The sequence below is a fragment of the Candidatus Stoquefichus sp. SB1 genome (assembly GCF_001244545.1).
Classification (GTDB): domain Bacteria; phylum Bacillota_I; class Bacilli_A; order Erysipelotrichales; family Coprobacillaceae; genus Stoquefichus.
In genome coordinates this window covers 228,154-253,599 of record NZ_LN852693.1, presented here as the reverse complement: position 1 = coordinate 253,599, position 25,446 = coordinate 228,154, and the positions used below count along the sequence as shown (strand labels likewise).

General features: G+C 31.6%; 26 protein-coding genes, 1 tRNA gene and 1 other RNA gene. 1 reads left to right on the top strand and 27 read right to left on the bottom strand.

What is annotated here, in order from left to right; all coding sequences use genetic code 11:
* Positions 1–9: 9 nt before the first annotated feature.
* The 24 genes from BN1865_RS02335 to BN1865_RS02225 all read right to left on the bottom strand — a co-directional run bounded on the left by BN1865_RS02335 (position 10) and on the right by BN1865_RS02225 (position 23,294).
* Entirely contained in the window at positions 10–1,803 is a 1,794-nt protein-coding gene (locus tag BN1865_RS02335; protein WP_050635652.1) for an NADH-quinone oxidoreductase subunit NuoF, read from the bottom strand.
* An 11-nt stretch (positions 1,804–1,814) separates the two neighbouring features.
* A complete protein-coding gene (locus tag BN1865_RS02330; protein ID WP_050635651.1) occupies positions 1,815–2,183 on the bottom strand; it encodes a (2Fe-2S) ferredoxin domain-containing protein in 369 nt (122 codons plus the stop codon).
* Positions 2,180–2,713 (bottom strand): ATP-binding protein, encoded by a 534-nt coding sequence (locus BN1865_RS02325; protein WP_050635650.1) that lies wholly within the window; start codon positions 2,711–2,713, stop codon positions 2,180–2,182. Before BN1865_RS02325 ends, BN1865_RS02330 begins: the two co-directional genes overlap by 4 nt.
* The gene (locus tag BN1865_RS02320; protein WP_050635649.1) at positions 2,706–3,401 is read right to left on the bottom strand and encodes a PHP domain-containing protein; all 696 of its coding nucleotides are present in this window, start codon (positions 3,399–3,401) and stop codon (positions 2,706–2,708) included. The genes BN1865_RS02325 and BN1865_RS02320 overlap by 8 nt, the downstream gene beginning before the upstream one ends.
* 1 nt (position 3,402) lies before the next feature.
* The gene (locus BN1865_RS02315) at positions 3,403–3,732 is read right to left on the bottom strand and encodes a hypothetical protein (RefSeq protein WP_050635648.1); all 330 of its coding nucleotides are present in this window, start codon (positions 3,730–3,732) and stop codon (positions 3,403–3,405) included.
* Positions 3,729–4,904, bottom strand: a complete 1,176-nt coding sequence (locus BN1865_RS02310; RefSeq protein ID WP_050635647.1) for a [Fe-Fe] hydrogenase large subunit C-terminal domain-containing protein — start codon at positions 4,902–4,904, stop codon at positions 3,729–3,731. Before BN1865_RS02310 ends, BN1865_RS02315 begins: the two co-directional genes overlap by 4 nt.
* Complete coding sequence (locus BN1865_RS02305) at positions 4,901–5,308, bottom strand: ATP-binding protein (RefSeq protein ID WP_050635646.1); 408 nt, start codon at positions 5,306–5,308, stop codon at positions 4,901–4,903. The genes BN1865_RS02310 and BN1865_RS02305 overlap by 4 nt, the downstream gene beginning before the upstream one ends.
* Complete coding sequence (locus tag BN1865_RS02300) at positions 5,305–5,658, bottom strand: hypothetical protein (RefSeq protein ID WP_050635645.1); 354 nt, start codon at positions 5,656–5,658, stop codon at positions 5,305–5,307. Before BN1865_RS02300 ends, BN1865_RS02305 begins: the two co-directional genes overlap by 4 nt.
* Complete coding sequence (locus BN1865_RS02295; protein ID WP_050635644.1) at positions 5,655–6,146, bottom strand: NADH-quinone oxidoreductase subunit NuoE family protein; 492 nt, start codon at positions 6,144–6,146, stop codon at positions 5,655–5,657. The genes BN1865_RS02300 and BN1865_RS02295 overlap by 4 nt, the downstream gene beginning before the upstream one ends.
* 120 nt (positions 6,147–6,266) lie before the next feature.
* Entirely contained in the window at positions 6,267–8,240 is a 1,974-nt protein-coding gene (gene tkt, locus BN1865_RS02290) for a transketolase (protein ID WP_050635643.1), read from the bottom strand.
* An 89-nt stretch (positions 8,241–8,329) separates the two neighbouring features.
* A complete protein-coding gene (locus BN1865_RS02285) occupies positions 8,330–8,560 on the bottom strand; it encodes a DUF896 domain-containing protein (protein WP_050635642.1) in 231 nt (76 codons plus the stop codon).
* A gap of 16 nt (positions 8,561–8,576) precedes the next feature.
* Positions 8,577–8,737: non-coding RNA, 6S RNA (gene ssrS / locus BN1865_RS17860), on the bottom strand.
* 166 nt (positions 8,738–8,903) lie between these two features.
* Positions 8,904–10,190, bottom strand: a complete 1,287-nt coding sequence (gene yfmH / locus BN1865_RS02280) for an EF-P 5-aminopentanol modification-associated protein YfmH (protein WP_050635641.1) — start codon at positions 10,188–10,190, stop codon at positions 8,904–8,906.
* Positions 10,177–11,451, bottom strand: coding sequence for an EF-P 5-aminopentanol modification-associated protein YfmF (gene yfmF / locus BN1865_RS02275; RefSeq protein WP_050635640.1), 1,275 nt, complete (start codon positions 11,449–11,451; stop codon positions 10,177–10,179). The genes yfmH and yfmF overlap by 14 nt, the downstream gene beginning before the upstream one ends.
* A 92-nt stretch (positions 11,452–11,543) precedes the next feature.
* Positions 11,544–12,506 carry an ABC transporter permease gene (locus tag BN1865_RS02270; RefSeq protein ID WP_050635639.1) on the bottom strand — a complete coding sequence of 321 codons (963 nt, stop codon included), beginning with the start codon at positions 12,504–12,506 and terminating at the stop codon, positions 11,544–11,546.
* Positions 12,506–13,621, bottom strand: coding sequence for an ABC transporter permease (locus tag BN1865_RS02265; protein WP_050635638.1), 1,116 nt, complete (start codon positions 13,619–13,621; stop codon positions 12,506–12,508). Before BN1865_RS02265 ends, BN1865_RS02270 begins: the two co-directional genes overlap by 1 nt.
* Complete coding sequence (locus BN1865_RS02260; protein WP_050635637.1) at positions 13,614–15,143, bottom strand: ABC transporter ATP-binding protein; 1,530 nt, start codon at positions 15,141–15,143, stop codon at positions 13,614–13,616. Before BN1865_RS02260 ends, BN1865_RS02265 begins: the two co-directional genes overlap by 8 nt.
* A 180-nt stretch (positions 15,144–15,323) precedes the next feature.
* Complete coding sequence (locus BN1865_RS02255; protein ID WP_050635636.1) at positions 15,324–16,418, bottom strand: BMP family lipoprotein; 1,095 nt, start codon at positions 16,416–16,418, stop codon at positions 15,324–15,326.
* 117 nt (positions 16,419–16,535) lie between these two features.
* On the bottom strand, positions 16,536–18,815 hold the full coding sequence (locus BN1865_RS02250; protein WP_050635635.1) for a DNA translocase FtsK: 2,280 nt from the start codon (positions 18,813–18,815) through the stop codon (positions 16,536–16,538).
* A gap of 78 nt (positions 18,816–18,893) precedes the next feature.
* Complete coding sequence (locus tag BN1865_RS02245; protein WP_232780297.1) at positions 18,894–20,609, bottom strand: ribonuclease J; 1,716 nt, start codon at positions 20,607–20,609, stop codon at positions 18,894–18,896.
* 92 nt (positions 20,610–20,701) lie between these two features.
* Positions 20,702–21,553 (bottom strand): 4-hydroxy-tetrahydrodipicolinate synthase, encoded by an 852-nt coding sequence (gene dapA, locus BN1865_RS02240; protein ID WP_050635634.1) that lies wholly within the window; start codon positions 21,551–21,553, stop codon positions 20,702–20,704.
* 1 nt (position 21,554) lies between these two features.
* A complete protein-coding gene (locus tag BN1865_RS02235; RefSeq protein ID WP_050635633.1) occupies positions 21,555–22,133 on the bottom strand; it encodes a dipicolinate synthase subunit B in 579 nt (192 codons plus the stop codon).
* Positions 22,126–22,923 carry an NAD(P)-dependent oxidoreductase gene (locus BN1865_RS02230; protein ID WP_050635632.1) on the bottom strand — a complete coding sequence of 266 codons (798 nt, stop codon included), beginning with the start codon at positions 22,921–22,923 and terminating at the stop codon, positions 22,126–22,128. The genes BN1865_RS02235 and BN1865_RS02230 overlap by 8 nt, the downstream gene beginning before the upstream one ends.
* Positions 22,924–22,985: 62 nt before the next feature.
* Complete coding sequence (locus tag BN1865_RS02225) at positions 22,986–23,294, bottom strand: hypothetical protein (protein WP_050635631.1); 309 nt, start codon at positions 23,292–23,294, stop codon at positions 22,986–22,988.
* A 95-nt stretch (positions 23,295–23,389) separates the two neighbouring features.
* Here BN1865_RS02225 and BN1865_RS02220 point away from each other — a divergent pair, with 95 nt between their 5' ends.
* Entirely contained in the window at positions 23,390–23,944 is a 555-nt protein-coding gene (locus BN1865_RS02220; RefSeq protein WP_050635630.1) for a hypothetical protein, read from the top strand.
* Here the strand turns inward: BN1865_RS02220 and BN1865_RS02215 are convergent.
* The 3 genes from BN1865_RS02215 to BN1865_RS02205 form a co-directional block, all read right to left on the bottom strand.
* A complete protein-coding gene (locus BN1865_RS02215; RefSeq protein WP_198527231.1) occupies positions 23,941–24,297 on the bottom strand; it encodes a diacylglycerol kinase family protein in 357 nt (118 codons plus the stop codon). The two genes, BN1865_RS02220 and BN1865_RS02215, sit on opposite strands and share 4 nt — an antisense overlap.
* A gap of 696 nt (positions 24,298–24,993) precedes the next feature.
* A tRNA-Arg gene (locus BN1865_RS02210) sits at positions 24,994–25,070 on the bottom strand.
* 111 nt (positions 25,071–25,181) lie between these two features.
* Positions 25,182–25,397, bottom strand: coding sequence for a hypothetical protein (locus BN1865_RS02205; RefSeq protein ID WP_050635628.1), 216 nt, complete (start codon positions 25,395–25,397; stop codon positions 25,182–25,184).
* Positions 25,398–25,446 lie beyond the last annotated feature (49 nt).

The following is a 25,446-nucleotide window of genomic DNA, read 5'->3' as shown; positions in this document are numbered from 1 at the left end:
TCTATCCACCTACTTTCTTGTAATGACACCAAAGTGACAAGCTTTCAAACAGTTACCACATTTGATACATTTATCTTGATCAATACGATATGGAACTTTTCCAAGTTCTCCATCAATGGCATTAGCAGGACATTGTCTTGCACAAAGACCACATTTACGACATTTATCTTCATCAATTTCATAAGACAATAAGGCTTTACATACTCCTGCAGGACATTTTTTATCAACAATATGAGCAATATATTCATCTCTAAATTGAGAAATTGTTGAAAGGACAGGGTTAGGAGCAGATTGTCCTAAACCACAAAGGGCAGTATCTTTAATCGTATGAGCAAGAACTTCTAACTCATCTAACGATTCCATTGTTCCTCTACCTTCACAAATATCTTCAAGTATTTCTAACATACGTTTTGTTCCTATACGACATGGTGAACATTTTCCACAAGATTCATCAACAATAAAATCCATATAGAATCTGGCAACATCAACCATACAGTTATCTTCATCCAAAACAATCATACCACCTGAACCCATCATAGAACCTAATTTAACGAGTTCATCAAAACCAATAGGTGTATCTAATTGACTTTCTGTTAAACAACCACCAGATGGTCCCCCTGTTTGAACTGCTTTAAATTGTTTACGATTTGGACATCCACCACCAATTTCATAAATAACTTCACGTAAAGTTGTTCCCATCGGAACTTCTACAAGCCCAGTGTTTGTAATTTTTCCACCTAAAGCAAAGACTTTTGTTCCAAAAGATGTTTCTGTACCAATTGATTTAAACCAATCTGCACCATTGATAATAATTTGAGCAATATTCGCATAAGTTTCAACATTATTAATAATTGTTGGTTTTCCCCATACACCTTTATGAGCTGGGAATGGTGGTTTAGGATTTGGCATTCCTCTTTCACCTTCAATAGACTGAATTAAAGCTGTTTCTTCACCACAAACAAATGCACCTGCGCCTAAACGAATCTCTAAATCAAAGTCAAAGCCAGAACCAAAAATATTTTGACCTAACAAACCTAAATCTTTAGCTTGTGAAATCGCATGTTTTAATCTTTCAACAGCAATTGGATATTCAGCACGAATATAAATATATCCATAATGTGCTCCAATTGCATAGGCAGCAATAGCCATTGCTTCAATGACACTATGTGGATTTCCTTCCAAGATAGATCGATCCATAAAAGCACCTGGGTCTCCCTCATCAGCATTACAGATCACGTATTTCTCATCACCTGGTTCATTTAATGCAAACTGCCATTTGAGTCCAGTTGGGAAACCTCCCCCACCACGACCTCTTAGACCGCTTGCTTTAATCACATCAACAACCTCTTGAGGCTGCATTTCAGTAAGGACTTTTCCAAGTGCAAAATAACCATCTTTTGCTATATACTCATCAATATTCTCAGGATCAATAACACCACAATTATGTAATGCTATACGTTTTTGTTTTGAATAAAACTTCGTTTTATTAATATCATGAATCTCATTTGTTTCTTGATCAGATTCATTTAACATTAATCGTTGAACTGGACGGCCTTTATAAAAATGTTCCATAACAATTTCTTTAACATCTTCAACCTTAACAGATTTATAAATAATATTATCAGGATATATAGAAACATTTGGACCAACACCACAAAGACCTAAACATCCAGTACGTAAAACACTGACTTCTTTTTCTAATCCCATTGATTTGATTTCATTTTGAAAGGCTTCAATCAAATCACCAGAATTACCAATTGTACACCCTGTTCCAGCGCATACTAAGACTTGTATTCTTTCCATGTCTTATCCTCCTACTTCTTATATTTCCCGACTGTATAGTCATCAATAACTTCATCATTCATCAAATGACGGACAACAATTTCTTTAGCTTTTTTAGCATCAACCAAAACATATGTTGTTTTATGATCATTTTTATCAAAAACTTCAACAATTGGTTCTAATGTACACATACCAATACAACCTGTCTGTAAAACTGTTACAGGGAGTTTAGCCTTTGCAACTTCTTCAACAATTGCATTTAAGACCGGTCTTGCTCCAGCAGCAATCCCGCACGTTGCCATTCCCACAACAACACGATACTTTTGTTCATCATCCATACGCATTGTCATTTTGTTTTGAGCAGCTTCTCTAATCTTTTTTAAATCTTCTAATGATTTCATTTCTGTAATCCCTCCTTCATAAACTCTTTTATCCATAAGAGAACTTCTGGTTCTGTGATTTTCACATCTCCTAAAATCTCTTTCATTTCCTTGGTTTTCATGACAAACGAATTTTCATCTGTCACATATTCAAATTCATAATCAATCTGTTCATCTGCCTGAATCAACGTTAACATTGTTTCAATGATATCTCCCATAATAGGTGTATCAATATGATTTTTAATAAACTGAGCAGTTACTCTTGTTCCAACCTGTAATTGTGACTGAATAGTCAATGAACCACCTGTTAATTCAGCGTTTTGTTTAAACAGTGGAACACCTAATCCTACGACTCTTGTTGTTCGTGTTGTATAAAAAGGATCAGTCACTTTTTCAATAGTATCCGCTGTCATGCCTTTACCATTATCTTCTATTTCAATATGAATAATATTTTGTTTGATACTATCAAGAATAGAAATACGAACGAATGAAGCGTCAGCACGGATAGAATTATAAGCAATATCTAAAATATTTAAAGCTAGTTCATCCATAACGCTTCCTCCACAATCCATAAAATTCTTCTTCACTGATTTCATATATTGGCTCATTAATCATATCTAAACGATGAGCATCACTATTTATTAACCATAACTTGTTTTTTAAATATGGATATTTTTCGGTTAATTGTATACGTTGATGAGGATCTGTCACTTCGATACCATCAATATCTAATGACTCATCAATATTCATAAAGACATGCATAATTGAAAATCTTTCACTCATAGCATGTGCAAAAACAGCAATCCCTTTATGCTGATGAATCCAATCAATAATTTCTTCTACGGATAAATCCAAAGATTTAATCAGTAATCTTTTTTCCTGTGCAATCACTTGATCCATTTCATCAAAAATATATTGATGTCCAAAGTAATATTCATCATTAGGCTCTTCAATTAAATACTCATCTAAAAATGCTTGAATTTCATCTAAAGAACAATCATCTAAGAAATATCCTAAAATATGAACTTCTTCTCGACTTTGAATCTCTACTCCATAAATATAGCGAACTTTATCTTTGGCAACTGTGGCTAAATGATAAAGCTGCTTTACTGAGTTATGATCTGTAATCGCAATCAAATCAAGTGCCTTTAAATATGCCATATTGACAATATTATTTAAAGTCATATCATCATCACTGCAAGGCGATAAAGCAGAATGGATATGTAAGTCATAAAACATATTAAATACCTAATTTCATAAATTCTTTTGTTAATGAATAAGCATCTAATGGGCTTATCAATAATGGAATATGATATTCATTTGCCTTTTCAATTGTTTCATCATCAGGAATCACACCTTGGACAAAAACAATACCAGCAAAATCATTTAATTCAGCCACCGCAACAACATTAACATGTTTTTGTACAGTCAGCCATAAAGCACCTTCTTTTCCATTAGCCATTACAAAACTTAATAAATCACCAATATAAATATCCGTAATTTCATTTTCTAGTGAAGCATGGTTCACTAGCTTTATATCCAATTCATTTATACAATCTTTAAGTTTCATTTTTGCTCACCCTGTTTTCTTACACGACATCTTTGAATATCAACTTTTCCATCAACAACGCTCTGAGCCAAACTGCGACAATTAGCAAAACCACATGCGCCACAATCATATTGAGGTAAAGTCTCTAGAATTTCATTCACTTTAGCAAACCAAGCCATTCTTTCTTTCATTGATTTCATTTCCTGGCGATCAAGTTGATGATCAATGCGATATTCATGTTCATCAAGCTCAATATTTTCTAAAGTATATTCATCCATCATACTTTCAATATTATAACAACCTTCAAAAGGATTTGACCACAAATAATAACCACCTATACATCCTTGGTAACAGGCATACATAGCGACTAAATCAACATGTTGAATACGATCAAATTCAATTAAATCTAATAAACTTTGTGTTTGATTTAATCCTTCCACTCTCACAACTGATAGGCTCCGATTACCAAACAAATCTTCGACATTACTTTTGACACCATATCTATTCATTGTAATAGGATATTTATGATCATCTTTTAATTTATTAATTTTTGGAAAAATATGTGATATCGTCATCGCATAATCAATTGCAGAATCTTGATTTCCAAATGGTTCTTTTGCTAAGGTCATCTTCCCAACGCACTCACATAGTGAATAAATACCAACATCTTTATCACTTAATTTCTGACGGATTCTGCGAGCCGCAATTTCAACAGGATAATCATATGGCAACAAACGATCAAGTAATGTTGGATAATTTTTTTCAATCAATTGATTAATGGTTGGACAAAAAGAAGTCAACCAAATTCCCTCTTTTTCATGACTTTCCGAGATAGCTTTTTTATATAAAAAGCCTTCAATATCACTATAATGATGAACCTCATCAAATCCTAATTTCAAAATAGCCTGGCAAATTTTTTGAAAATCATCATATGATTTCATATCAGATAATAAACTTGTGGGAATCAAAGCAACATTATATTCGTGACATTGAAGTGTTTCATTCATATGGGCACTTTGTACCTTCAAAACACGTGATGGACAACGTTGAATACAAACATCACAATGAATACATTTCTCTTCATCGATATTAACCTGTTCATCAACGATAGAAATAGCATCAGTTGGACATGATTTTAAACACTTAATACATTGTGAACATTTTGTATCGAGCCAACTTATCACTGGTTTCATACGAATGTCATCTGCAAATGGGTTCCATCGCTTGAAGATTGAATATCAAAAGTTGTTGCACAATTTTTCATATTATCCAGTCCCATTCCTGCTCCAAAACCAAATTCACGTGCTTTTTTAGATGCTGTAGAATAACCTGGAGTCATGGCCAAATGAATATCTGGAATACCAGGACCTACATCATCAAAGTATAAATAGACTTTGCCATCATCGTCTATTTCAAAAGTAATTGCACCACCATCTGAATGAATAACCAAATTAATTTCTGCTTCATAACAAGCAATTGAAACACGCTTTAAAACCTTTGGATCTAAACCAAGTGTTTTTAAAGTCATTTTAATATCACGCGATGCCTGTCCCGCATCTTCATAATTATCCTTTTCTATTTTATAAACTTTTTTCATTTACCTAGTCCTTTTTCATAAAGACGTCCACAAGTTTCATACATTGTATAATCAGTAACAAAGACACTCACATTACTCATTTTAGCTCCTTGTATCATATGCTCATCAACCTGCTTTCCTCTTACAATTAATATTGCTGCCAAATCAAGAGTATTGGCAGTATGGAAAATTTGCATATTCGCAAGTCCAGTAATTAATAATTCAGTTTCATCAGCATCTCTTAATTGACACAATGCATCTGACATCAAATCAGTTCCAAAAGCATTTTGAAAATCAATATCATACACATGCGGATCATCAATATAAACTTCCTGCCCATTCACAATGTCTAAAATCTCTTTTAGTCTCATGCTGGAGCTTCCTCCTTTTTGTAATCAAGAACCAGCATTTTTAAGTCTTCTAATTGCTTTGTACAACCAAAAACAGTACCATCCACGCTCACAACCGGTGCCAATCCACAAGCTCCGACACAACGTGTTGCATCAATTGAAAAAACACCATCAGCACTTGTTCCATTGACAGGCGCACCTGTCATTTCGACTAATAAATCTAAAATTGTTTGTGAGCCGTTGACATAACAAGCAGTTCCTAAGCAAACACTAATGACATGTTTTCCTTTCGGCTCTGTTGTAAATTGTGAATAAAAAGTTACAACTCCATAAATTTTAGAAACTGGCTCATGAATAACTTCACTCATTCTTTCCATTGCTTCAAAAGGAATATAACCTAATTCATTTTGAATTTCGTGAAGCATCAACTTAATAGGCCCTTTTTTGTCTTTATGTTTATAGATAACATCATCTATAAAATCCAAAGACTTTTGATTCAATTTTTTCATACTCTCACCTCATTCTTTTTAACTAATATTATTATATCATAGAAAAGTGCATAAATGAAACCGTTTTCTTTTATATAAAAAAAGAAAACTGTTAATAAAAATATTAACAGTTTATTATATTTACATAGCTAAGAAAGTATTCACAATGTTTTCAACAGTAAAGCCATATTCTTCAATCACTTGAGCAGCTGGAGCACTGGCACCAAACTGATTAACAGAAATCATTTTTCCATCTAATCCAATATATTTATACCAACCAAAATCAGTTGCCATTTCAATACCAAGACGTTTTCTCATTGATTGAGGTAATACAGATTCCTTATACTCATCACTTTGAGCATCAAACAATTCCATTGATGGCATTGAAACAACACGCACATCATGTCCTTTTTTCAACAATTCTGCTTGTGCATTGATTGCCAATTCAACTTCACTACCAGTTGCAATCAAAATACCATCCAATTGATTTTGTTCAGATGAAACAATATAAGCTCCATGATTAACATCATCAAATGTTGCATTTGTCATATTCGTTACATTTTGTCTTGTAAGAATCAATGCAGTTGGTTTATCTGTTGTCTCTACTGCTTTTTTCCATGCAGCACACATTTCAAAAGCATCAGCTGGTCTTAGAACCTGAATATTGACCATTGAACGCATCATCGCTAATTGTTCAACTGGCTGATGTGTTGGTCCATCTTCACCTACAGCTATTGAATCATGTGATAGTGGCAAAATAATTGGTAATTTCATTAAACATGCCATTCTTAATGCAGCCTTGAAATAATCACTAAAAACAAGGAAACCACCTGAGGCAACTTTAACGCCTTGGTGCAAGGTCATCCCGTTCATAATTGTCACCATAGCAAATTCTCTAATTCCAAAATAAAGATTTCGACCGCTATAATCATCACAACTAAAACGCCCACCGTCTTTGATTGTTGTTTTTGTTGAAGATGCTAAATCCGCTGTTCCAGATAAAAACGTTGGATTTTGCTTTGCAATTTCATTAATTAATTTTTCACTTGTGTTACGTGTTGCTTCACTTAATCCTGCAGGATAATCAGGAAGCATTTTTTCATAATCAAATGTATATTGTCCTTTAACTGCATCAGCAAGTTCTTTATAAAGTTCAGGATATGCATTTTTATAATCACGCATCATTTTTTTCCATTTATTAAATGCACGTTTACCACGATTCATAACATTTTTTTGAAAATCAAGATAAACATCTTCAGGAACAAAGAAATCTTCATGATCAAATCCATAAGATAATTTTGCTTTTTTTCCATCATCTTCACCTAATGGAGCACCATGAACTTTACTTGTTCCCTGATTTTGAGAACCATAACCAATCACTGTATCCATAATAATTAAAGTTGGTTTAAAGCTTTCTTTCTTTCCTTTTTTGATTGCTTTTAAAATTGCATTTGTATCATTACCATCATTGACACAGATAACTTGCCAATTCATAGCTTCGTATCTTTTTTTCACATCTTCACTAAATGAATAATCCAAAGGTCCATCTAAAGTGACATGATTTGAATCATAAATAACAATTAATTTTCCTAAAGCCAGGTGTCCCGCTAAAGATGCGGCCTCATATGTGACACCTTCTTGCATATCGCCATCACCACATAATGCATACGTATAGTGATTGACAACTTCATATTCATCTTGGTTATAGCGTTGTGCTAAATAACATTCAGCCATTGCCATTCCAACTGCCATTGGGATCCCTTGTCCTAAAGGTCCACTTGAGGCATCAACACCATCAGTTAATTCTAACTCAGGATGTCCAGGTGTACGGCTTTGCCATTGTCTAAACGCTTTTAAATCATCCATTGTCAAATCAAAACCTGACAAATGTAATAAGCTGTATAATAATGAAGACGCATGTCCACTTGCAAGAACAAAACGATCTCTATTAAACCAATCAGATTCTTGAGGAAATATCTTTAATTCCTTTGTAAATAAGGTATATAAAGCTGGTGCTGACCCCAGTACCATTCCAGGATGCCCTGAATTTGCTTTATTAATCATATCAATTCCTAAAGATCTAATTGTCGCTATTGATAATTCCGATTGATTCATTTCTTCTTTTTCCTCCTCAAAACACACTCATCGTTATTATACACAAATTAAGCATAATAGCAAATATCAATTTGACAAATTTCTATAAATTAATTCAATTTTTTTGCTTTTTTGAGTTTTTTTGGTGTTACATCACGACCATTTGCATCAACAACCTTAATGCTTTTCAACTGTTGATCAAAACCACTTCTAAAAATGCGTAAATACTCTTGACGCAATTCATGTTGTCTTTGCTTTTCTTCTTCACTTAATCCAACAGTTTTGCTTTTATGAGCTAACTCATTAATCTCTTTGATCATTTCATCACTTATTTTAGCCATATTCATTCCTCCAAAAGAAAAACCTAAGAGTTTTTTAGATTAATCCCTGGTATATTCAGGTGGGTATCTTGTGCTCGATTTTAGGATTCCTATTCTTGATAGGCATTCAACACCATCGACCAACAATCAGATTCCCGTATCTATAGTGTAGGAAATACATATATCTCTTAGGTCAATCACATTATATCATAAAATTAAAATCTGTAAACTCCCTTTTATTGATGTTTTAAAATTCCTTAATTTTTCATAAAAATTTATGATTTTACCATTTTCCAAGACTTTTTCAGGAACTATTTCTCCACTTTCAATCCCAAAAAGAACAAGCCAGTTCAAACTGGCTATTTTAACTATTTTTTGGTGAAATAATACATGTACTTGTATAGTCTAAATTAAATAACTGTTTAAGCTCATTTAATTGATCTAATGTTAATGTTGAGACACAATCAATTAAATCAAAAATCATAATACCTTCAAAATAATAACGACTAAACAAATTAGCAATACTTTCAGGACTATTAAAAACACCAATTAACATCCCAATATTTTTCTTTTTCACACGATTAAATTCTTCCTCACAAATCTGATAGTCTTTCATATCTTCAATCAAATCCAATATTTTCTCTTTTAACTGTTCAGGTTTTGTTGTATCACCACCGATTTGTAAAAAAGAATAATCACGTTCTTGTGTGAAACTTGCACTAAAACTATCGTTGATAAGCCCTTCTTGTGTCCATTTCTCATATAATGATGAACTTCTTGCAAAAAGAAGATCTAAAAGCACATTCATTCCTAACTCTCGTTTCAGTTTTTCCTTTGGATCTTGTAAAATATCATTTATTTTCATAGAAACAATTAATTTTGGCATAACAACATCCATCTGTAAAACTTCTTCTTTTTGATCAATTTCATATGGTTCTTCAACAATTGCTCTTTCTACCATATTTTCACGTTCAAAATCTTTTTGAGCCTGATTATGTCGAATAAGTTCCATGGTTTCATTAGGTTCAATATTTCCAACCACAAATAACATCATATTACTTGGATGATAGAATGTATGATAACATTTTTCCAAAGTCTCTTTATCAATTTGCGCAACTGTTTCTACCGTTCCAGCAATATCAATCTTAACTGGATGTTTTTGATAAAGATTTTGAATACTACCAAAATAACAACGCCAATCAGGATCATCATCATACATACCAATTTCCTGATTAATAATTCCTTTTTCTTTTTCTACATTTTCTGGTGTCAGATAAATATCTTGAACAAAATCTAATAATAATTCAATACATTCATTTTCATGACTTGTTGTACTAAAAAGATAAGCAGTTCGTGATGAAGAAGTAAATGCATTTGTACTCGCACCAAGTTTTGCAAAAGCATTACTAGCATCACCATCTTCCATTTCAAACATTTTATGTTCTAAAAAATGTGCAATGCCATCAGGAACTTTTATCATTTCTGTTTCTCCAATTGGAACAAAAGTCGTATCTATTGATCCAAAATGAGTTGAAAAGAGACCATAAGTTTTTGAAAACCCTTTTTTAGGTAACAAATAAACATTTAATCCATTATCCATTTGTTCATAATATAATGTTTCTTGAAGGGTTTGATAATTAATTGTTTTCATTGAAATCCTTTCCTGTTAAGAAGAAAATTGTATCTAATTGAACTTTTGAGGCTACATTAATAATATCCTCTTTCTTAACATTTAATAATTTTGCAATATATTCATCATTTGTCTCTTCTTTATGAGTAATATCACGATTATAAGCAAGGGTAATCATACTTCCAGCTTCATCCTTAGTTTTACGTAAAGCATTTTCTAACATCATTTTTGCAATTTCAATATCATGATCAGCCAAATCACCATTTTGTATTCTTGTGAGTTCTTGGGCAATTAAATCCATTGTCTTATGGTAATCAGCAGCCTCTATTCCTGCGTTGACAAGCATAATCCCATTAAAAGCATCATAACTAGAGGAAACATAATAACAAAGGCTATTTTCTTCTCTTACAACCTGGAAAAGACGTGATTGTGAGAAACCACCAAAAATAGCATTAAAAACAGTAAAAGCATAATGATTTAAAGATGTAAAATCACAGTCAATACGATAACCCAAATTTAATTTAGATTGCGTAATATCTTGTTTTTCAATAACTTCTAATACTTCTTTACGTTCACTCGTAAAAGTATAAGCAGAAGCATAATCATGCGTATTCATTGGAAATTGCAAATACTGTTCAAAAATATCTACAATCGTTTCATCAATATCACCTACCACATAAATATGTTTCTCATCTTCATTAATACAATTCAAGAAATACTGATAGAGACTATGAGCATCAATTTTTTCAATTTCATCTTCATAACCAGTACTTGGAACACCCAATGTTTGATCTTTTCCCATATATTCAAATAATTTATCTAAGGAATAAGAAAATTTATCATCTTTAGCCACTTGTAATCTTTCTTTTAATTCTTTTTTCTTTAATTCAACAATTGTTTCATCAAATGCATTATCAATAACAAATGGATTAAAAAAGAGATCACTCAAGAGTTGAATTTGTTTTTCCAATAACTGTTCATTTTGAGGAAGGTATACATCATTTACAAAGCTCGTATAAACATTCATAATTTGAGATTGACCTTTTGTTGCTACATTTGTTGATAAACGAGCCCCATAATTATCATCAAGATAACTTGCTAAAAGTTTTGTAGATGGATAATCTTTGGTTGCCGCAATTAAAACAAATGTTAAAAGTGTTCGCAATGTTGTTGTTTCTTTAGTTAAGGGACTTTGCATTCGCAAAGATATTGTAATCGTTTTAAATTTCTTTGTAGGGATAAGATGCAAAGTATATCCCTTCATTTGATATACAGTTTTCATAAATCCTCCTTTTTTGTCACATATTACTATTATACTCATTTTTATAAAAAATAAAATAAAAAAGACCAAGACTTATTGTCTTGATCAGTTTTCTAACGTTTTGCTTTATCAAAAGGTTCCCCTTCTGCTTTTGGTGCTGCCGAATTTTTAGAAGTAAAGGCAAGCAAAATTAAAGTTGCAACATAAGGGATTAACTTATATGCAGTCGCAGGCAAAGAAAGCGCTGCTAAAAACGATATGGAATTATATGTATATGCAATCGTCTTTGTCACTCCAAAGAAGAACGCAGCTCCAGCAATTCGCCATGGTTTCCAATTTCCAAAAATCAATACTGCAAGTGCCAAGAATCCATATCCAGCCACGTTACAATTGAATTCTGTACTAATTGGTAAAATATAAATAAGGCCACCAACTCCAGCTAGAAAACCTGATATAACAACACCTAAATATCGCATTTTATAAACACTAATTCCAGCCGCATCAGATGCCTGAGGGTTTTCACCACATGATCTTAAACGCAAACCTATTCTTGTTTTCATAAGGAAAACATAAGAAGCAATTAAAATGAAAATACCTATAAATGTTGTTAAATAACAATTTTTAAAAAACAAATCTCCTAAAATCGGAATATCTGAAAGTATTGGAACAGCTTCAATTCTAAATTGATTTTCAAACATAACACTTTGCACACCATCTTGAACAGTTTTAGCAATAAATAATCCCAAAGCAGGTGCAAACAAATTCAACGCAGTCCCACTAATTGTCTGGTCAGCTTTTAAGTGAATAGAAGCAAATGCATGTAAAAGTGAAAACAATGCCCCAACAACACCAGCAACTAATAAAGCAACCAGCAACAAAGCCTGGCCAGACAAAATCTGATTTGTCTGCATGAAATTAATAAAGAAAATACCAAAGAAACCACCTAAAATCATGATACCTTCCAAAGCAATATTAATAACACCACTACGTTCTGAAAACATTCCCCCTAAAGCAACAACCATTAAAGGGATAGCAAATAATAAGGTTTGCGCAAATAAGAAATAAACAATATTCATTATTCATGCCCTCCTTCTTCTATTTTTATTTTTTTATTCTTATGATGATTGAAAATCATCTTAATAAACAAAGTAAAAGAACTAAAATAGATAATTGATGCAACAATAATATCAATAACTTCAACAGCAATATTTAATGATTGCATATAATTACCACCAACATTAATATATCCAATAAATAAAGCCGCAAAAATACAACCAATTGGATTATTAAAACCAAGTAGTGCAACCGGAATACCATTAAAGCCTTCATTTGGTAAAACTTCAGAGATAGGTAATGTTTTTCCAGTTCCAGAAAGATAAGCAATAGCGCCACCGACTCCAGCAAAAAAACCAGCAATCGCCATTGATAAAATAATACATTTCTTTTCATTCATACCAGCATATTTTGCAGCATTAGAATTATAACCACAAGCTTTTAATTCATATCCAAAAGTTGTTTTATTCATAATGATATAAGCTAATATACAAAAACCAATAGCAATAATAATTCCAAAGTTAATATTTGAATCCGGAAACAACAAATCTAACCCGAAAGCCGGTATAGCTTTAGATGCTGGTACAGCAAATGATTCAGCTCCAGCCGGATTATAAATGAAAGCTTTAATTCCTTCAATTACCAATAACATACCAATGTAATTACACATAATACATGAAATAACAACATTTACATTTTTAAAGGCTTTTAAAACACCTGGGATAATAGCCCATAATGCTCCAGCAATACCAGCAGCCAAGATACAGAAAATCCATAATATTGAATCAGGAATAAATGTACATTTTAAAGCCACAAAAACAGCTGTAAATGCACCAACAATATATTGTCCTGGTGTTCCAATATTGAACTCTCCACATTTAAAAGCAAAAGCAACAGAAAGCCCTGTCATCATAATAGGAACAGCAAGATAAAAAACTTGTCCTAAACTTTTTGCACCACGATAAAAACCACCTGTTAAAAGTAATTTAAATCCCGACAAAGCATCTGATGGATTGGCAATCACTATAATTAATAGTCCAAACAATAAACCCATTCCAATCGCAGCCAAAGATGAGACAACAGACTTACTGCCTTCTTTTTTGAATAAAGCAGAAATTCTATCTTTTAAATTATTCATATCCTACACCTCTCTTTGACCCAGCCATATAAAGACCTAATTCTTTCGTATCAATTTCTTTAGGATTTAAATCAGCAACGATTTCTCCTTCATACATAACCAAAATACGATCACTAACATTCATGACTTCATCTAATTCAAGCGAAACCAATAAGACACCTTTATCATGATCTCGATGTTCTACTAATTGTTTATGAATAAATTCAATTGCTCCTACATCTAATCCTCTCGTTGGTTGAACAGCAATCAGTAAATCAGAATTGCTATCAATTTCTCTAGCAATAATTGCTTTTTGCTGATTACCACCTGACATTCCTCTAGCAATTGATTTTCCACCTTCACCAGATCTTACATCAAATTTATCAATCAACTGATTAGCATACTGATTCATTTTATCAAAACGAATAAAACCATGCTTTTCAAATTCAGGTTTATAATAATTTCGTAAAATCAGATTTTCAGCTAATGTATAATCCAAAACCAAACCATGTTTATGTCGGTCTTCAGGAATATGAGACATACCACAATCACTTCTATATCGAATAGAAGTTTTTGTAATATCTTCATCATTTAAATAAATATGTCCACTCGTCACCGGAACCATTCCTGTCAACGCATAAACGAGTTCACTTTGTCCATTCCCATCAATTCCAGCTATACATACAATTTCTCCTCTACGAACCTGAAAAGAAATATTTTTAAGAATATCTTTATGAGAAGACTTTGGATGATATGTTAAATTTTCAACTTTTAAAATTGTTGTACCTGTTTCAATTTCATCTTTTTCAACATTAAAATTAACTTTTCTACCAACCATTTTCTCAGACATTTCTTCTTTTGAAACACTTGCAACATCAACTGTATCAATATATTTACCTTTACGTAAAATCGTACAGCGATCTGCAACTGCTTTAATTTCATTTAACTTATGCGTAATAAAAATAATTGATTTTCCTTCTTTAATTAATCCTTTCATAATATGCATTAATTCTTCGATTTCCTGTGGTGTCAAAACAGCCGTCGGTTCATCAAAAATTAAAATATCATTATCTCTAAATAACATTTTAAGAATCTCAACACGTTGTTGCATTCCCACTGTAATATCTTCAATATAAGCATCTGGATCAACATTTAAATGATATTTTTGGGATAATTCAACAACTTTCTTACGAGCATCATTTTTTTTGATAAATCCCATTGAAGTATCTTCAACACCCAAAATAATATTTTCCAAAACTGTAAAATTATGAACCAATTTAAAATGCTGGTGAACCATTCCTATCGCATATTTATTGGCATCATTTGGATTGTTAATCTGAACTTCTTTACCATTGATTTTAATTTGACCTTCATCTGGCTGATACAAGCCAAAAAGAATACTCATCAATGTTGACTTTCCTGCACCATTTTCACCTAAAAGTGCATGAATTTCACCTTGTCTTACTTGAAGAGTAATATTATCATTGGCTTTAATTCCAGGAAACTCTTTTGTAATATTAAGCATTTCAATTGCGTATTCCAATATCCTCACCTCGCCATTATTATACTATAAATTTTATATTTCGAAAATAAATTTATTTTCTATTATCAATTTTTCTATCATTATAATAGAAATGATAAACATCAAAAAGAAAGAGTGAAGTCAAAAGAAATGATTTCACCCCATCATAATCATATAAATATTCAACTTTCAAGATTTGAATTATTTATCATATGTAACTTTAATATTTGTAAATGTATCTTTTAATACTTTTGTATTAGGATCACCTTGTGCATTTTTATCTACATCAGCATTTGTAACGATTTTAACTTTATCACTCTTAACAGTTTCAAAAACCTTATCATAATCAGATTTTGTGAATTTTTTGAATCTTGTGAAATCTTCTGATAATCCAACATAATTACCAGTTGCATCTAGTGTATGAACTCCACCTTTAAATGTGTTATCAAATGCAGCAGCGATTTCATCATAAACTGTCTTTTTAACACCTTTCATTGCAGAAGTTAAAACAGTTTTACTTGCATCTTTTTGGTCACTATCTACACCAATTGACATTTTATTTGATTCTTCAGCAGCAGCAAATACTGAGTTACAAATTTGTCCACCACAAGAGAAGATAACTTCAGTTCCAGTGTTATACCATCCAGCAGCTTTTGATTTGATATCTGGTGATTCATTAAATGTACCAGTATAAGCATATTTCACTTCAACATTAATACCTAATTCTTTAGCTGCATCATTAGCACCTTGTAAATATCCATAACCATAGTTAATAACGGCTGGTAAAGCAATACCACCCATAAATCCTAATTTTGTATAACCTTCTTTAACAGCAGCATAACCAGCTAAATATCCTGGTTGTTGTTCTTTATATAATGCACAATAAACATTATCTTTTGGATCTACAGCATTTCCTTTTGCATCAGCAGGTGTTGCATCAATTAAAATAAATTTAACATCTTTGTATTTTTCTTGAACATTTGCAATTGTTTCAGAGAATTTAAATCCTGGACAAACAATAACCTTAGCACCATTGTCAACTGCATTTTCAATTTGAGCAGTATAACCAGCAGTATCAAATGTCGCTGGCTTATAATATTTATTACCTAAGCCTTTTTCCTTTGCATACTGTTCTACAGCTTCCCATGCAGATTGGTTAAATGATTTGTCACTAATAGTTCCCTGATCAGTAACTAAAGCAATCACTGGTGTATCATCTTTTTTCTCATCTGATCCACCACCGCATCCAACTAGCATTAATGATAATGCCAATAATGACGCAAACATTTTTTTCATATTCAGTTTTCCTCCTTCAAATTTCTACACATATTTTAACATTAAATTAACAAAATGAAAAGAGAGATTGTACATAACTTAAAACATTTTTATATATTATGCCCACTCTCTCTTAAATTATAAATCTTCTTCATGATATTGACGTATAAAAACTTCTCTTGGTTTGCTGCCGAGTTGAGGTCCAATTACCCCTTCTTCTTCTAAACGATCAATAATACGTGCTGCCTTATTATAGCCAATTCTAAACTTTCTTTGTAATAAAGATGTACTGGCTTTTTGAGCCTGAATAACAAATTCACGACAATTTTCATATTCTTCATCTTCATCGTCATAACCATCTCCACTAGTCGAAGAACCTGAAGATAAACTCTTGGCATTGACATAACGCTCTTCATATATTGCTTCTTGTTGGGAAGACACATAATGAACAATCTCTGCCACTTCATCATCAGAAACAAAACAACCTTGAACACGAATCGGTGATGAAGCACCCATTGGTGAAAATAGCATGTCCCCTTTTCCCAATAATTTTTCAGCACCTGATGTATCTAAAATCGTTCGTGAATCAATGCTTGAAGAAACTGCAAAAGCAATTCGTGAAGGAATATTGGCTTTAATAACACCAGTAATAATATCCGTTGATGGACGTTGTGTGGCAACAATTAAATGAATACCAGCAGCACGCGCCATTTGTGAAATACGCATAATGCAGTCTTCAACCTCTTTACTTGCTACCATCATCAAATCTGCAACCTCATCTAATATAATCACATGATATGAAAGAATTTCTTTTTGTTCTGACTCATCTTTTCCTACATTATATTCATGCGCAAACGCATTATAACTTTTAATATTTCTAGCATTAACACTAGCAAAAACATCATATCGGCGTTCCATTTCTGCAACAACTTCTCTTAAAACAGCAGCTGCTTTCTTTGGATCAGTCACTACTGGTGCTAATAAATGAGGAATTCCATTATAAACAGATAATTCAACTTTTTTAGGATCTACCAATATTAATTTAACTTCGTCAGGTCTTGCACGCATCAAAATAGATGAAATAATTGTATTGACACATACTGATTTCCCAGAACCTGTAGCTCCTGCAATTAATAAATGGGGCATTTTATCTAATTCAGCATAAATCGGCTGACCGGAAACATCTTTTCCTAAAGCAACAACAAGTTTGTTATCCATAAGTTTTTTACTAGATTGTAATGTCTTAAAAACATCTTTAAATCCAACCATTGAAGCCGACTGATTTGGAACTTCTATTCCTACATAAGGTTTACCAGGAATAGGCGCTTCAATACGTATATCAGCGGTTGCTAAAGCAAGTTTAATATCATCTTGTAATTGTAAGATTTTGTTGACTCTTGTTCCTGTTTCTAATTTTAATTCATATTTTGTAATTGTTGGTCCAATAAATGCATTTTCTATTGTTGCATTAACTCCAAATTGTTTTAAGACACTTGTTAGTCGAGCAGCATTTTTATTAGCTGAACTTCTTTCTTTGGAAGCATTGTTAGTTGATTTTGTTGATAATAAAGATAATGGTGGTAATTGATAATGGGAAGATGTTTTGATTGTTGGTTTGATTATTTTTTCTTCTTCAATCTTTTCTTCTTTAGGTGGTTCCATTTCTTTAATATCTAATTTCATCTTTTGTTCATCAAATTCAAAGGCACTTGTAATTTCTTCTTCTATAGGTGTTTGCTCGATTGGATCTTCAAAAACATCATCAGGAAATAAAGGAATTTCTTCATCTTTGGAAAGGAAATCAAAGAAATGTGATTTCTTTTTTAAAACAATTGTTTGAACAGCTGGATCTGGTTGATTCTCAACTTTGGTTTTCACTGTTTTTTTCTTCTTTTTCTTAACTTGAGATTGATGTTTCATATAAATTTTACTAAACAATAAGACACATCCAATCAAAAGAATCACAATCGCTAAAATAAGTGCTCCTAAATTATCAAACAAAGAGCTAAAGACACCATAAAAAACAGTTCCTAAAAAACCACCTTTATTATTTAAACGACTTTGAATATATGTATTAATAACCCCTAATCCTTTCACTTGTGGATTACTAGGAATTGAAGCCATTGTTAAAGCACTGACTGAAATCAAATAAATACCAATAGCCTCTGGTCCATTCAAACGAGGAATTGTTGCTTTATATATGATATAACACAAAAAAAGAATCAAACCTAAATAGACAACACCAAATAAATTACCAACCATAAAAGCAAAACACTGATGAAGAGTTTGACCAATGACCCCTAACCTTAAAGCAGCAATTACAATCAGGAAAATTAACAATAATGATATAATTCTTAATCTTAATGTTTCTTCAATAATTTGTTCTTTAGATTTTTTAGAACGCTTTGTCTTGGCCATAAGCTTCACCTTCTTTCACTTTTCCCATTATATCAAAATATTGACTTAATGAAAAGAAAAAGCAAGATTTTCTCTTGCTTAGATTTCTACAACAACCCCTATAAAAACTGGTTTTTTCCCTGTTTCCTTAATAATATATTTCATTGACTGATCTTTCATCATAGCTCTAATTTCGGCAATTTCTAATTGAGGATCTTCTTTTAATTTTGCAACAACATTTTCACAAATCTCAATGATATGTTTAATCACATACTCTGAATCCTTCAAATAGACAAACCCTCTTGTTTGACAATCAGTCTGAGCAATAATATCCTTTGTTTCACGAGAGATAGTCAAACCAACAATAACCACACCATCATTAGCTAATTGAATACGATCATCAATCACCTTTTCACCAACATCACCTATTCCAATACCATCAATCATGACATCTTCAATTTCAAAAGTTTCACGTCCAGGTATTAATTCTCCATTTTTAAACGCAATACTCTCACCATTATCTAAAATAATGATATGTTCTTTATCAATACCCATTTCCTCAGCAATCTGCTGATTAAAAATCAAATGCTGATATTCACCTTTCATTGGAATATAATATTTTGGTTTGAAAATCTGAATAATCACTTTAATATCTTCTTCAGATGCATGCATTGAAAATAAATCCTTATTTTTCAACAAATGAATATGTGCATCTGTCTTATATAAACCATTATGTGCTTTATTGGCAATTTTCTCTGTTCCAGGCAAAACAGGTGATGCAACGATAAATGTATCGCCTTTACGTAACTTTAATAATTCATCACCACCATCAATAATATCACAAATATCATGATAGATATGACGTGGGCTGCCACTTAATAAAATGACATAATTACTATCATATTGTGCTTGCCCAATATATTCTTTTTTACCTAGTAATTGGGCAGGTACATCGATAATTGGTTCTTTTGATTTTTTACCTATACGTAATAAACTGTTTGTATTATCATATTTGTCTCTACCATAGAAAACAATTTGACGTTTATACTTCTTAGTTAATTCAATAATTTCTTTTGTTCTAAAAACATTTTGCGCATAACTAGAAATAATAATTCTTTCATTACTGTCTTCAAAAATATGATCAATGCGATTTGTTAATTTATGATTAGGAGAAGTATAGCCCTCATGTTTTGCACTTGATGATTCCACCAATAAAGCTAACACACCTTTTTTCCCGATCTCCATCATCTTTTGAATATCACATCTAAATCCCTCTGGTGCACCAAAATCAATAATGAATTCTCCACTATAAACCAAATATCCTTTATCTGTCCATAATGCCACACCAACACTTCCAGGAATAGAATGTGTCACTGGGAAAAATTCAATTGGAACACCTGCTATATCAATAGAAGCATTTCTTTTCACACGATGCAAGTCTAAATGCAGTTTCACACGATTATGTCGTTGGAAACGATCAATCATCTGCTCAATTAAGTCCGCTGTTAAGTTTGGTGCATAAACCGGTACATTGACACTTTGAAGCAAATATGGCAAAGCTGCCATAGCATCATCATGACCATGTGTAATAATAATGGCCACAATTTTATCTAACCTTTCTTCTAAATATGTAAAACTAGGAATGATCACATCAACACCTAGTTTATCTGAATCAGGAAAACGGAAACCTGAATCTATTATAAATATCTTTTCATTGATTTCAAAACAGTACATGCTTTTACCCATTTCTGCTTGTCCACCCATAGGTATAAACCTAATGATATCGTTTTTCATTTTTTCACCCTTTCTTTTCATTTGTATATTGCTATAATCATTATACATGTCTTTCTTTATTGTGTATAGTTTTTTCAAAAGTATGATTATCATATCACATAAAATGTTTCTCATCAAATCATTTTCTTATATTTTTCAATTAATGGTGCTAACTTCACTTCCGATTCTTCTCCAATCGGTGTTAAGGGACATCTTAGTATATTTTGAATATACCCAAGCTGACTTAAGATATACTTGATAGGTGCAGGTGATGGTTCAATAAAAACATATTCACTAATTAGTTTTAAATAACGATCATCAAAAACATTTTCATTTTTACATATTTCATCAATTAATGGATAATCAAGATGGCTCGTTACTGAAATAACACCATCAGCTCTTTGTTTTAATCCTTCTAACAGTAAGTGATCATCACCAATATAAACCTTAAATTGAGGCAAAGCATCTTTAATTTGATGAATTTCTTCTAATGGACCACATTGTTTCATACCAATAATATTTTTATGTTTATTTGCTAAACGAATGACTGTACTAACTTCAATCGCAACACCACATCGACTCGGAATATTATAGATCATTATCTTTTTTTCTGTTGAAGCCGCAATTAAATCAAAATGTTTAAAAATACCGCTTTGGCTTGGTTTAATATAATAAGGAACAATTACTAAAAAAGCATAGATACGAGGATTATCTTTATACATTTGGATATGACGAATAACCTGTGATGTGCTATTTGAACTAATTCCAACAATGACACGGATAGTTGGATATTTTTCAAGTATATTTTCAACAAGCAGACGACGTTCATCTAATTTTAAAGTTGATGTTTCACCTGTTGTTCCACAAAGTAAAAATGATTTATTCCCCTCTTCTATTAATTTATCCATAATTCGATATAGTCCAGGATAATCAATTGATTGATCTTGATTAAATGGTGTAATTAATGCTGTAAATATCTCTTTCATTTTATACCTCCTTATAGCCTAATACAAACGGCTGATATTGAAGATGTTGAATAGCACAGTTTAATGTATCTTTTACTTTCTTTTTACAAGCAATCATACTGTTAGGTTTGTTTTTATAGTGATCCTGATACATTGGTACAAAATAAAAATGTTTGCGTCCCATTAAAGAAAGAAGATTTTGTCCACTTGCATATAAAACATCATTAGAATAAACTCCTAAAACAATTGGTGTTTGATTTCTTAGTGAAGATTTAATTAACATAGTTACTGCATTATCATTAATTCCATGATTTAATTTTGCTAAAGTAGAAGCATCACAAGGATAAACCAAAACAACATCTAATTTTTTCATTGGTCCATAGACCTCTGCTTCTTGAATAGTTGTATGAGGTTCTTTTTGAGTGATTTCCTGAATTTTTTCTTTCAGTTCAACATGTGAATAGAACCTTGTATCCATTGTATTCACATTTGGTGTTAAAAAGACCTCAATATCATAATCATCTTTCAATTCCTTTAAAACATATAACATATCATCCATACTACAAAAAGACCCTGTAATACAAAATCCTAATTTAAGCATTTTCTAACTCCCTTTCTATTTCATCAGCCACCATTTTACCAGCATAACCATAAGCATATTTACAAGGTATAGATGATAAAATCTGACAATTTAATCCCTTTGATAAAGCATAGTGATGATCAATACCATAAGGATAAGATGCAATATCAATAATCATGATATGATGATTAACACGATCTAACTTATCCTCTTTGACAACAACATAAGGTATCGTATTAATTAAAATATCGCTTTGAGATAATGATAAATCATCTAATCGAATATACTCAGCCCCCATTTCCTCAATATCTTTTTGATAAATACCTTTTCTAACAGCAACTCTTACCTTTGCTTGCATTGCAACAAGATATTCAATAATCGGTTTTGCACAATGCCCAAATCCTAATATATCAATGTGACTGTGATATATAGGCATTCTCCGATGTGCAATTAAATAGGCTATTAACCCTTCAGCCGTTAAAATGCTATTTTTCGTTACAAAATTCTCATCATCTAATAAAGCAATATAACGAAAATGATACTGCTTTGATAATTCATTAAGATAAGCATTATGGACTAAAGTCAATATCAAACAATTATCTTTTAAGCTTTCCAGCATTTTTTGATCAATCATTATTGTTTCCTGATGCGTCAACAAACGATTTTTACGATCTGGTCCTTTCAACCCTAAATAAAGAACATCTGCATACTTCATATCCTTAAATTGATCACTCACATAATATCCACGACGAATCATCTCTTCCATCAATTCCAAAGAACGCATATCATCATGATTCACAAAAATTAACACATTATCCACCTCACCTTAAGTTATGTCAAAATACCTAAAACGTGAAAGAAGAAAGGCAAAAATCACCTTTCTTCTTTCACAAGTGTATCTAACGTAATGACAATTTGAGTTAAAGATGGAATCATACATTGAATTGCATTTTCAATCATGACTTGATCATCATCAAAAATCATATCTTCACAATCAATAATATAAATGATCTTAACATAAAATCTGAAATTATCAATTTCTTCAACACCTACATACACATGTAAATAGAATTTCACTCTCCTTTCTTTTAATTTTTCATATTCAAATTGAACATGAACTTCAGAATTGGAATTACATAAATTCCCTGCTTCAAAACTTAATGCATCTAATACTGCTTTCATTTTTTTACCTCCTCACTATTCCTATACACATTTTTTATCGATTTTTCTTTTTAATTTTAAAAAAAAGTATATAATTTTTTGCAGAGGTGTTTTTTATGACATATTTACTTATTCTCATTATGACTATTTTCGTTGCAACACGCGCAAATTTAATGTATGAAAATATAACAGGAGTTGCCACAATTGCTGATTATCACTTATTAGTTGTTATTTTCACCATTATCTGTGCTGGTTTTTTTGCATATAAAATGTATCGTGTTCTTATCTTGCTTCATCATCAAGAATCAGCTATCAAATTATCGATTATTGTTGCAGCCAGCATGATGATCATTGGAGCTTTTTGTCCATATACTCTTAATGGGAAAGATTTCTATTCAATGATGCATGTGATTTGTTCAATGGTTCCTAGTCTTATTTTTTTAATTCTCCTTTTTATTTACACACGTTTTTTAGCTATTCAATATCCTCATATTTATTTACATATTCATTGGTTCTTTGACCTTGGTATTCAGTTTTTATGCTTATTACTCATTGTGTTTACCAGAGTTAACGGATATTTAGAAATATATTTTACAATTCTTATTTGTGGATATCTTTATATTATGGAAAAATCCATCAAAAAAGAAGTCATTCATCAAGAAGACTTCTAAAATATCAATTTCGGAATAAAAATCATCAAGCCAATGATTGCCGCTGCAATGGCTGCAACCAAAACTGCACCAGCTGCTGTATCCTTGGCTAATTTTGCTAAAGGATGATATGTAGGACTCACCAGATCAACAACCGCCTCAACAGCCGTATTAAGCAACTCTAAAGCCATCACTATACCAAATAATAAGATACAAATTATCCACTCAGTATAAGTTAAAGAAAAAATCAATCCACATATAATAACCGCTATCATCATTCCTAGATGAATTTTCATATTTCTTTCTTTTTTTATGCATGCCCATATCCCACTCCATGCATAACCTAGACTCTTATAAAAAGGGGCTTTATTCATTGCAATCACTTCTTTCATATTTTTATTATATCACAACATAAAAACAAAAAAAACCTTCAAAAAGAAGGTTGATTTTTAAATGGTGTCCATGTCTGTTAATAAAAAGAATTTTAGTACATCAAGAAGATACTCCTTAAAAGCAGTGATAATTTTTTTGCAAAGTCATTATTATGATTCATATAATTAATGAATAAATTTGCATATGTGTAATATAATTTTCAATTGAACTTATAATTTTTTCATATATCAAATCTTTTATAACTGATTAGATCATCCGTTATTTCATTATTTATCGTTTAACCTTTGCATATGTTAATAATTTTTTAGCAAGAACCAAATTTTCTAAATTTTTTTTTGCTTTCAATTTACTCTTGAAGAATTTTTCTATATCCGTATATCTTTATCTTGATATACCACGTCACTCATGTGCTACAACCTTATTATAACTAACTGGAAATGACATAAAAAAAGTTCAAAGTATTATGGGACAATCAAAATCAGAATCAAAATAATGAAAAAAATAGAGCAAAAATAATTCTTGTGGGATTTTTACTTAAAATTTGTGGGATTTTAAAAAATATAAAGATATAAATACAATATAAAAAAATAAAAGTGAAGAATTGATTAAAATATGAAAACCCTTATAAAATAAGGATTTGCGCGCAAAAAAACACACCGAAGTGTGTTAATTTCTAATGGCGTCCACGACAGGATTCGAACCTGTGACCGCACGCTTAGAAGGCGTGTGCTCTATCCAGCTGAGCTACGTAGACATCTGTTTTTCGACTGCCCATATATAATATCATAACTCAAAGTTTGTTGCAATAGTTTTTTGATTATTTTTTTAAAAAAATAAAGGTAGCTTATCTACCTTTATTTCTGTCTTAATGATGTTTTAAAACACTATCAATATTTAAGACAATTTTTGTATCACCTTTATGTGTTGTATATAAAGGCAATCGTGATGAAAAGTGAGGAGATGGCAAAGTTGTCATTGGTAAAATTTGCTGGACTTCATAACACTTTTGATTGAATTCAATCATTGGAGCAACACCCAAAAATGATGGTTGTGCTAAAAAGCTTAATGTAATTTTTGACATAACACTTCACTCCTTTATTGTCTAACTGCCATCTTTTCTCTACTTCTAT

Excerpts from the sequence above, each read along its gene's own strand:
- BN1865_RS02325 (WP_050635650.1), bottom strand. The coding sequence starts at position 2,713 with ATGGATGAACTAGCTTTAAATATTTTAGATATTGCTTATAATTCTATC.
- BN1865_RS02205 (WP_050635628.1), bottom strand. The coding sequence starts at position 25,397 with ATGTCAAAAATTACATTAAGCTTTTTAGCACAACCATCATTTTTGGGT.
- dapA (WP_050635634.1), bottom strand. The coding sequence starts at position 21,553 with ATGAAAGAGATATTTACAGCATTAATTACACCATTTAATCAAGATCAA.
- BN1865_RS02330 (WP_050635651.1), bottom strand. The coding sequence starts at position 2,183 with ATGAAATCATTAGAAGATTTAAAAAAGATTAGAGAAGCTGCTCAAAAC.
- yfmF (WP_050635640.1), bottom strand. The coding sequence starts at position 11,451 with ATGAAAACTGTATATCAAATGAAGGGATATACTTTGCATCTTATCCCT.
- BN1865_RS02235 (WP_050635633.1), bottom strand. The coding sequence starts at position 22,133 with ATGCTTAAATTAGGATTTTGTATTACAGGGTCTTTTTGTAGTATGGAT.
- BN1865_RS02320 (WP_050635649.1), bottom strand. The coding sequence starts at position 3,401 with ATGTTTTATGACTTACATATCCATTCTGCTTTATCGCCTTGCAGTGAT.
- BN1865_RS02335 (WP_050635652.1), bottom strand. The coding sequence starts at position 1,803 with ATGGAAAGAATACAAGTCTTAGTATGCGCTGGAACAGGGTGTACAATT.
- BN1865_RS02220 (WP_050635630.1), top strand. The coding sequence starts at position 23,390 with ATGACATATTTACTTATTCTCATTATGACTATTTTCGTTGCAACACGC.
- tkt (WP_050635643.1), bottom strand. The coding sequence starts at position 8,240 with ATGAATCAATCGGAATTATCAATAGCGACAATTAGATCTTTAGGAATT.
- BN1865_RS02255 (WP_050635636.1), bottom strand. The coding sequence starts at position 16,418 with ATGAAAAAAATGTTTGCGTCATTATTGGCATTATCATTAATGCTAGTT.
- BN1865_RS02300 (WP_050635645.1), bottom strand. The coding sequence starts at position 5,658 with ATGAGACTAAAAGAGATTTTAGACATTGTGAATGGGCAGGAAGTTTAT.
- BN1865_RS02310 (WP_050635647.1), bottom strand. The coding sequence starts at position 4,904 with ATGAAACCAGTGATAAGTTGGCTCGATACAAAATGTTCACAATGTATT.
- BN1865_RS02250 (WP_050635635.1), bottom strand. The coding sequence starts at position 18,815 with ATGGCCAAGACAAAGCGTTCTAAAAAATCTAAAGAACAAATTATTGAA.
- BN1865_RS02295 (WP_050635644.1), bottom strand. The coding sequence starts at position 6,146 with ATGAAAAAATTGAATCAAAAGTCTTTGGATTTTATAGATGATGTTATC.
- BN1865_RS02265 (WP_050635638.1), bottom strand. The coding sequence starts at position 13,621 with ATGAATAATTTAAAAGATAGAATTTCTGCTTTATTCAAAAAAGAAGGC.
- BN1865_RS02305 (WP_050635646.1), bottom strand. The coding sequence starts at position 5,308 with ATGAAAAAAGTTTATAAAATAGAAAAGGATAATTATGAAGATGCGGGA.
- BN1865_RS02225 (WP_050635631.1), bottom strand. The coding sequence starts at position 23,294 with ATGAAAGCAGTATTAGATGCATTAAGTTTTGAAGCAGGGAATTTATGT.
- BN1865_RS02270 (WP_050635639.1), bottom strand. The coding sequence starts at position 12,506 with ATGAATATTGTTTATTTCTTATTTGCGCAAACCTTATTATTTGCTATC.
- BN1865_RS02285 (WP_050635642.1), bottom strand. The coding sequence starts at position 8,560 with ATGGCTAAAATAAGTGATGAAATGATCAAAGAGATTAATGAGTTAGCT.
- BN1865_RS02315 (WP_050635648.1), bottom strand. The coding sequence starts at position 3,732 with ATGAAACTTAAAGATTGTATAAATGAATTGGATATAAAGCTAGTGAAC.
- BN1865_RS02245 (WP_232780297.1), bottom strand. The coding sequence starts at position 20,609 with ATGAAAAGAAAGGGTGAAAAAATGAAAAACGATATCATTAGGTTTATA.
- BN1865_RS02215 (WP_198527231.1), bottom strand. The coding sequence starts at position 24,297 with ATGAATAAAGCCCCTTTTTATAAGAGTCTAGGTTATGCATGGAGTGGG.
- yfmH (WP_050635641.1), bottom strand. The coding sequence starts at position 10,190 with ATGAAAACAATTAATTATCAAACCCTTCAAGAAACATTATATTATGAA.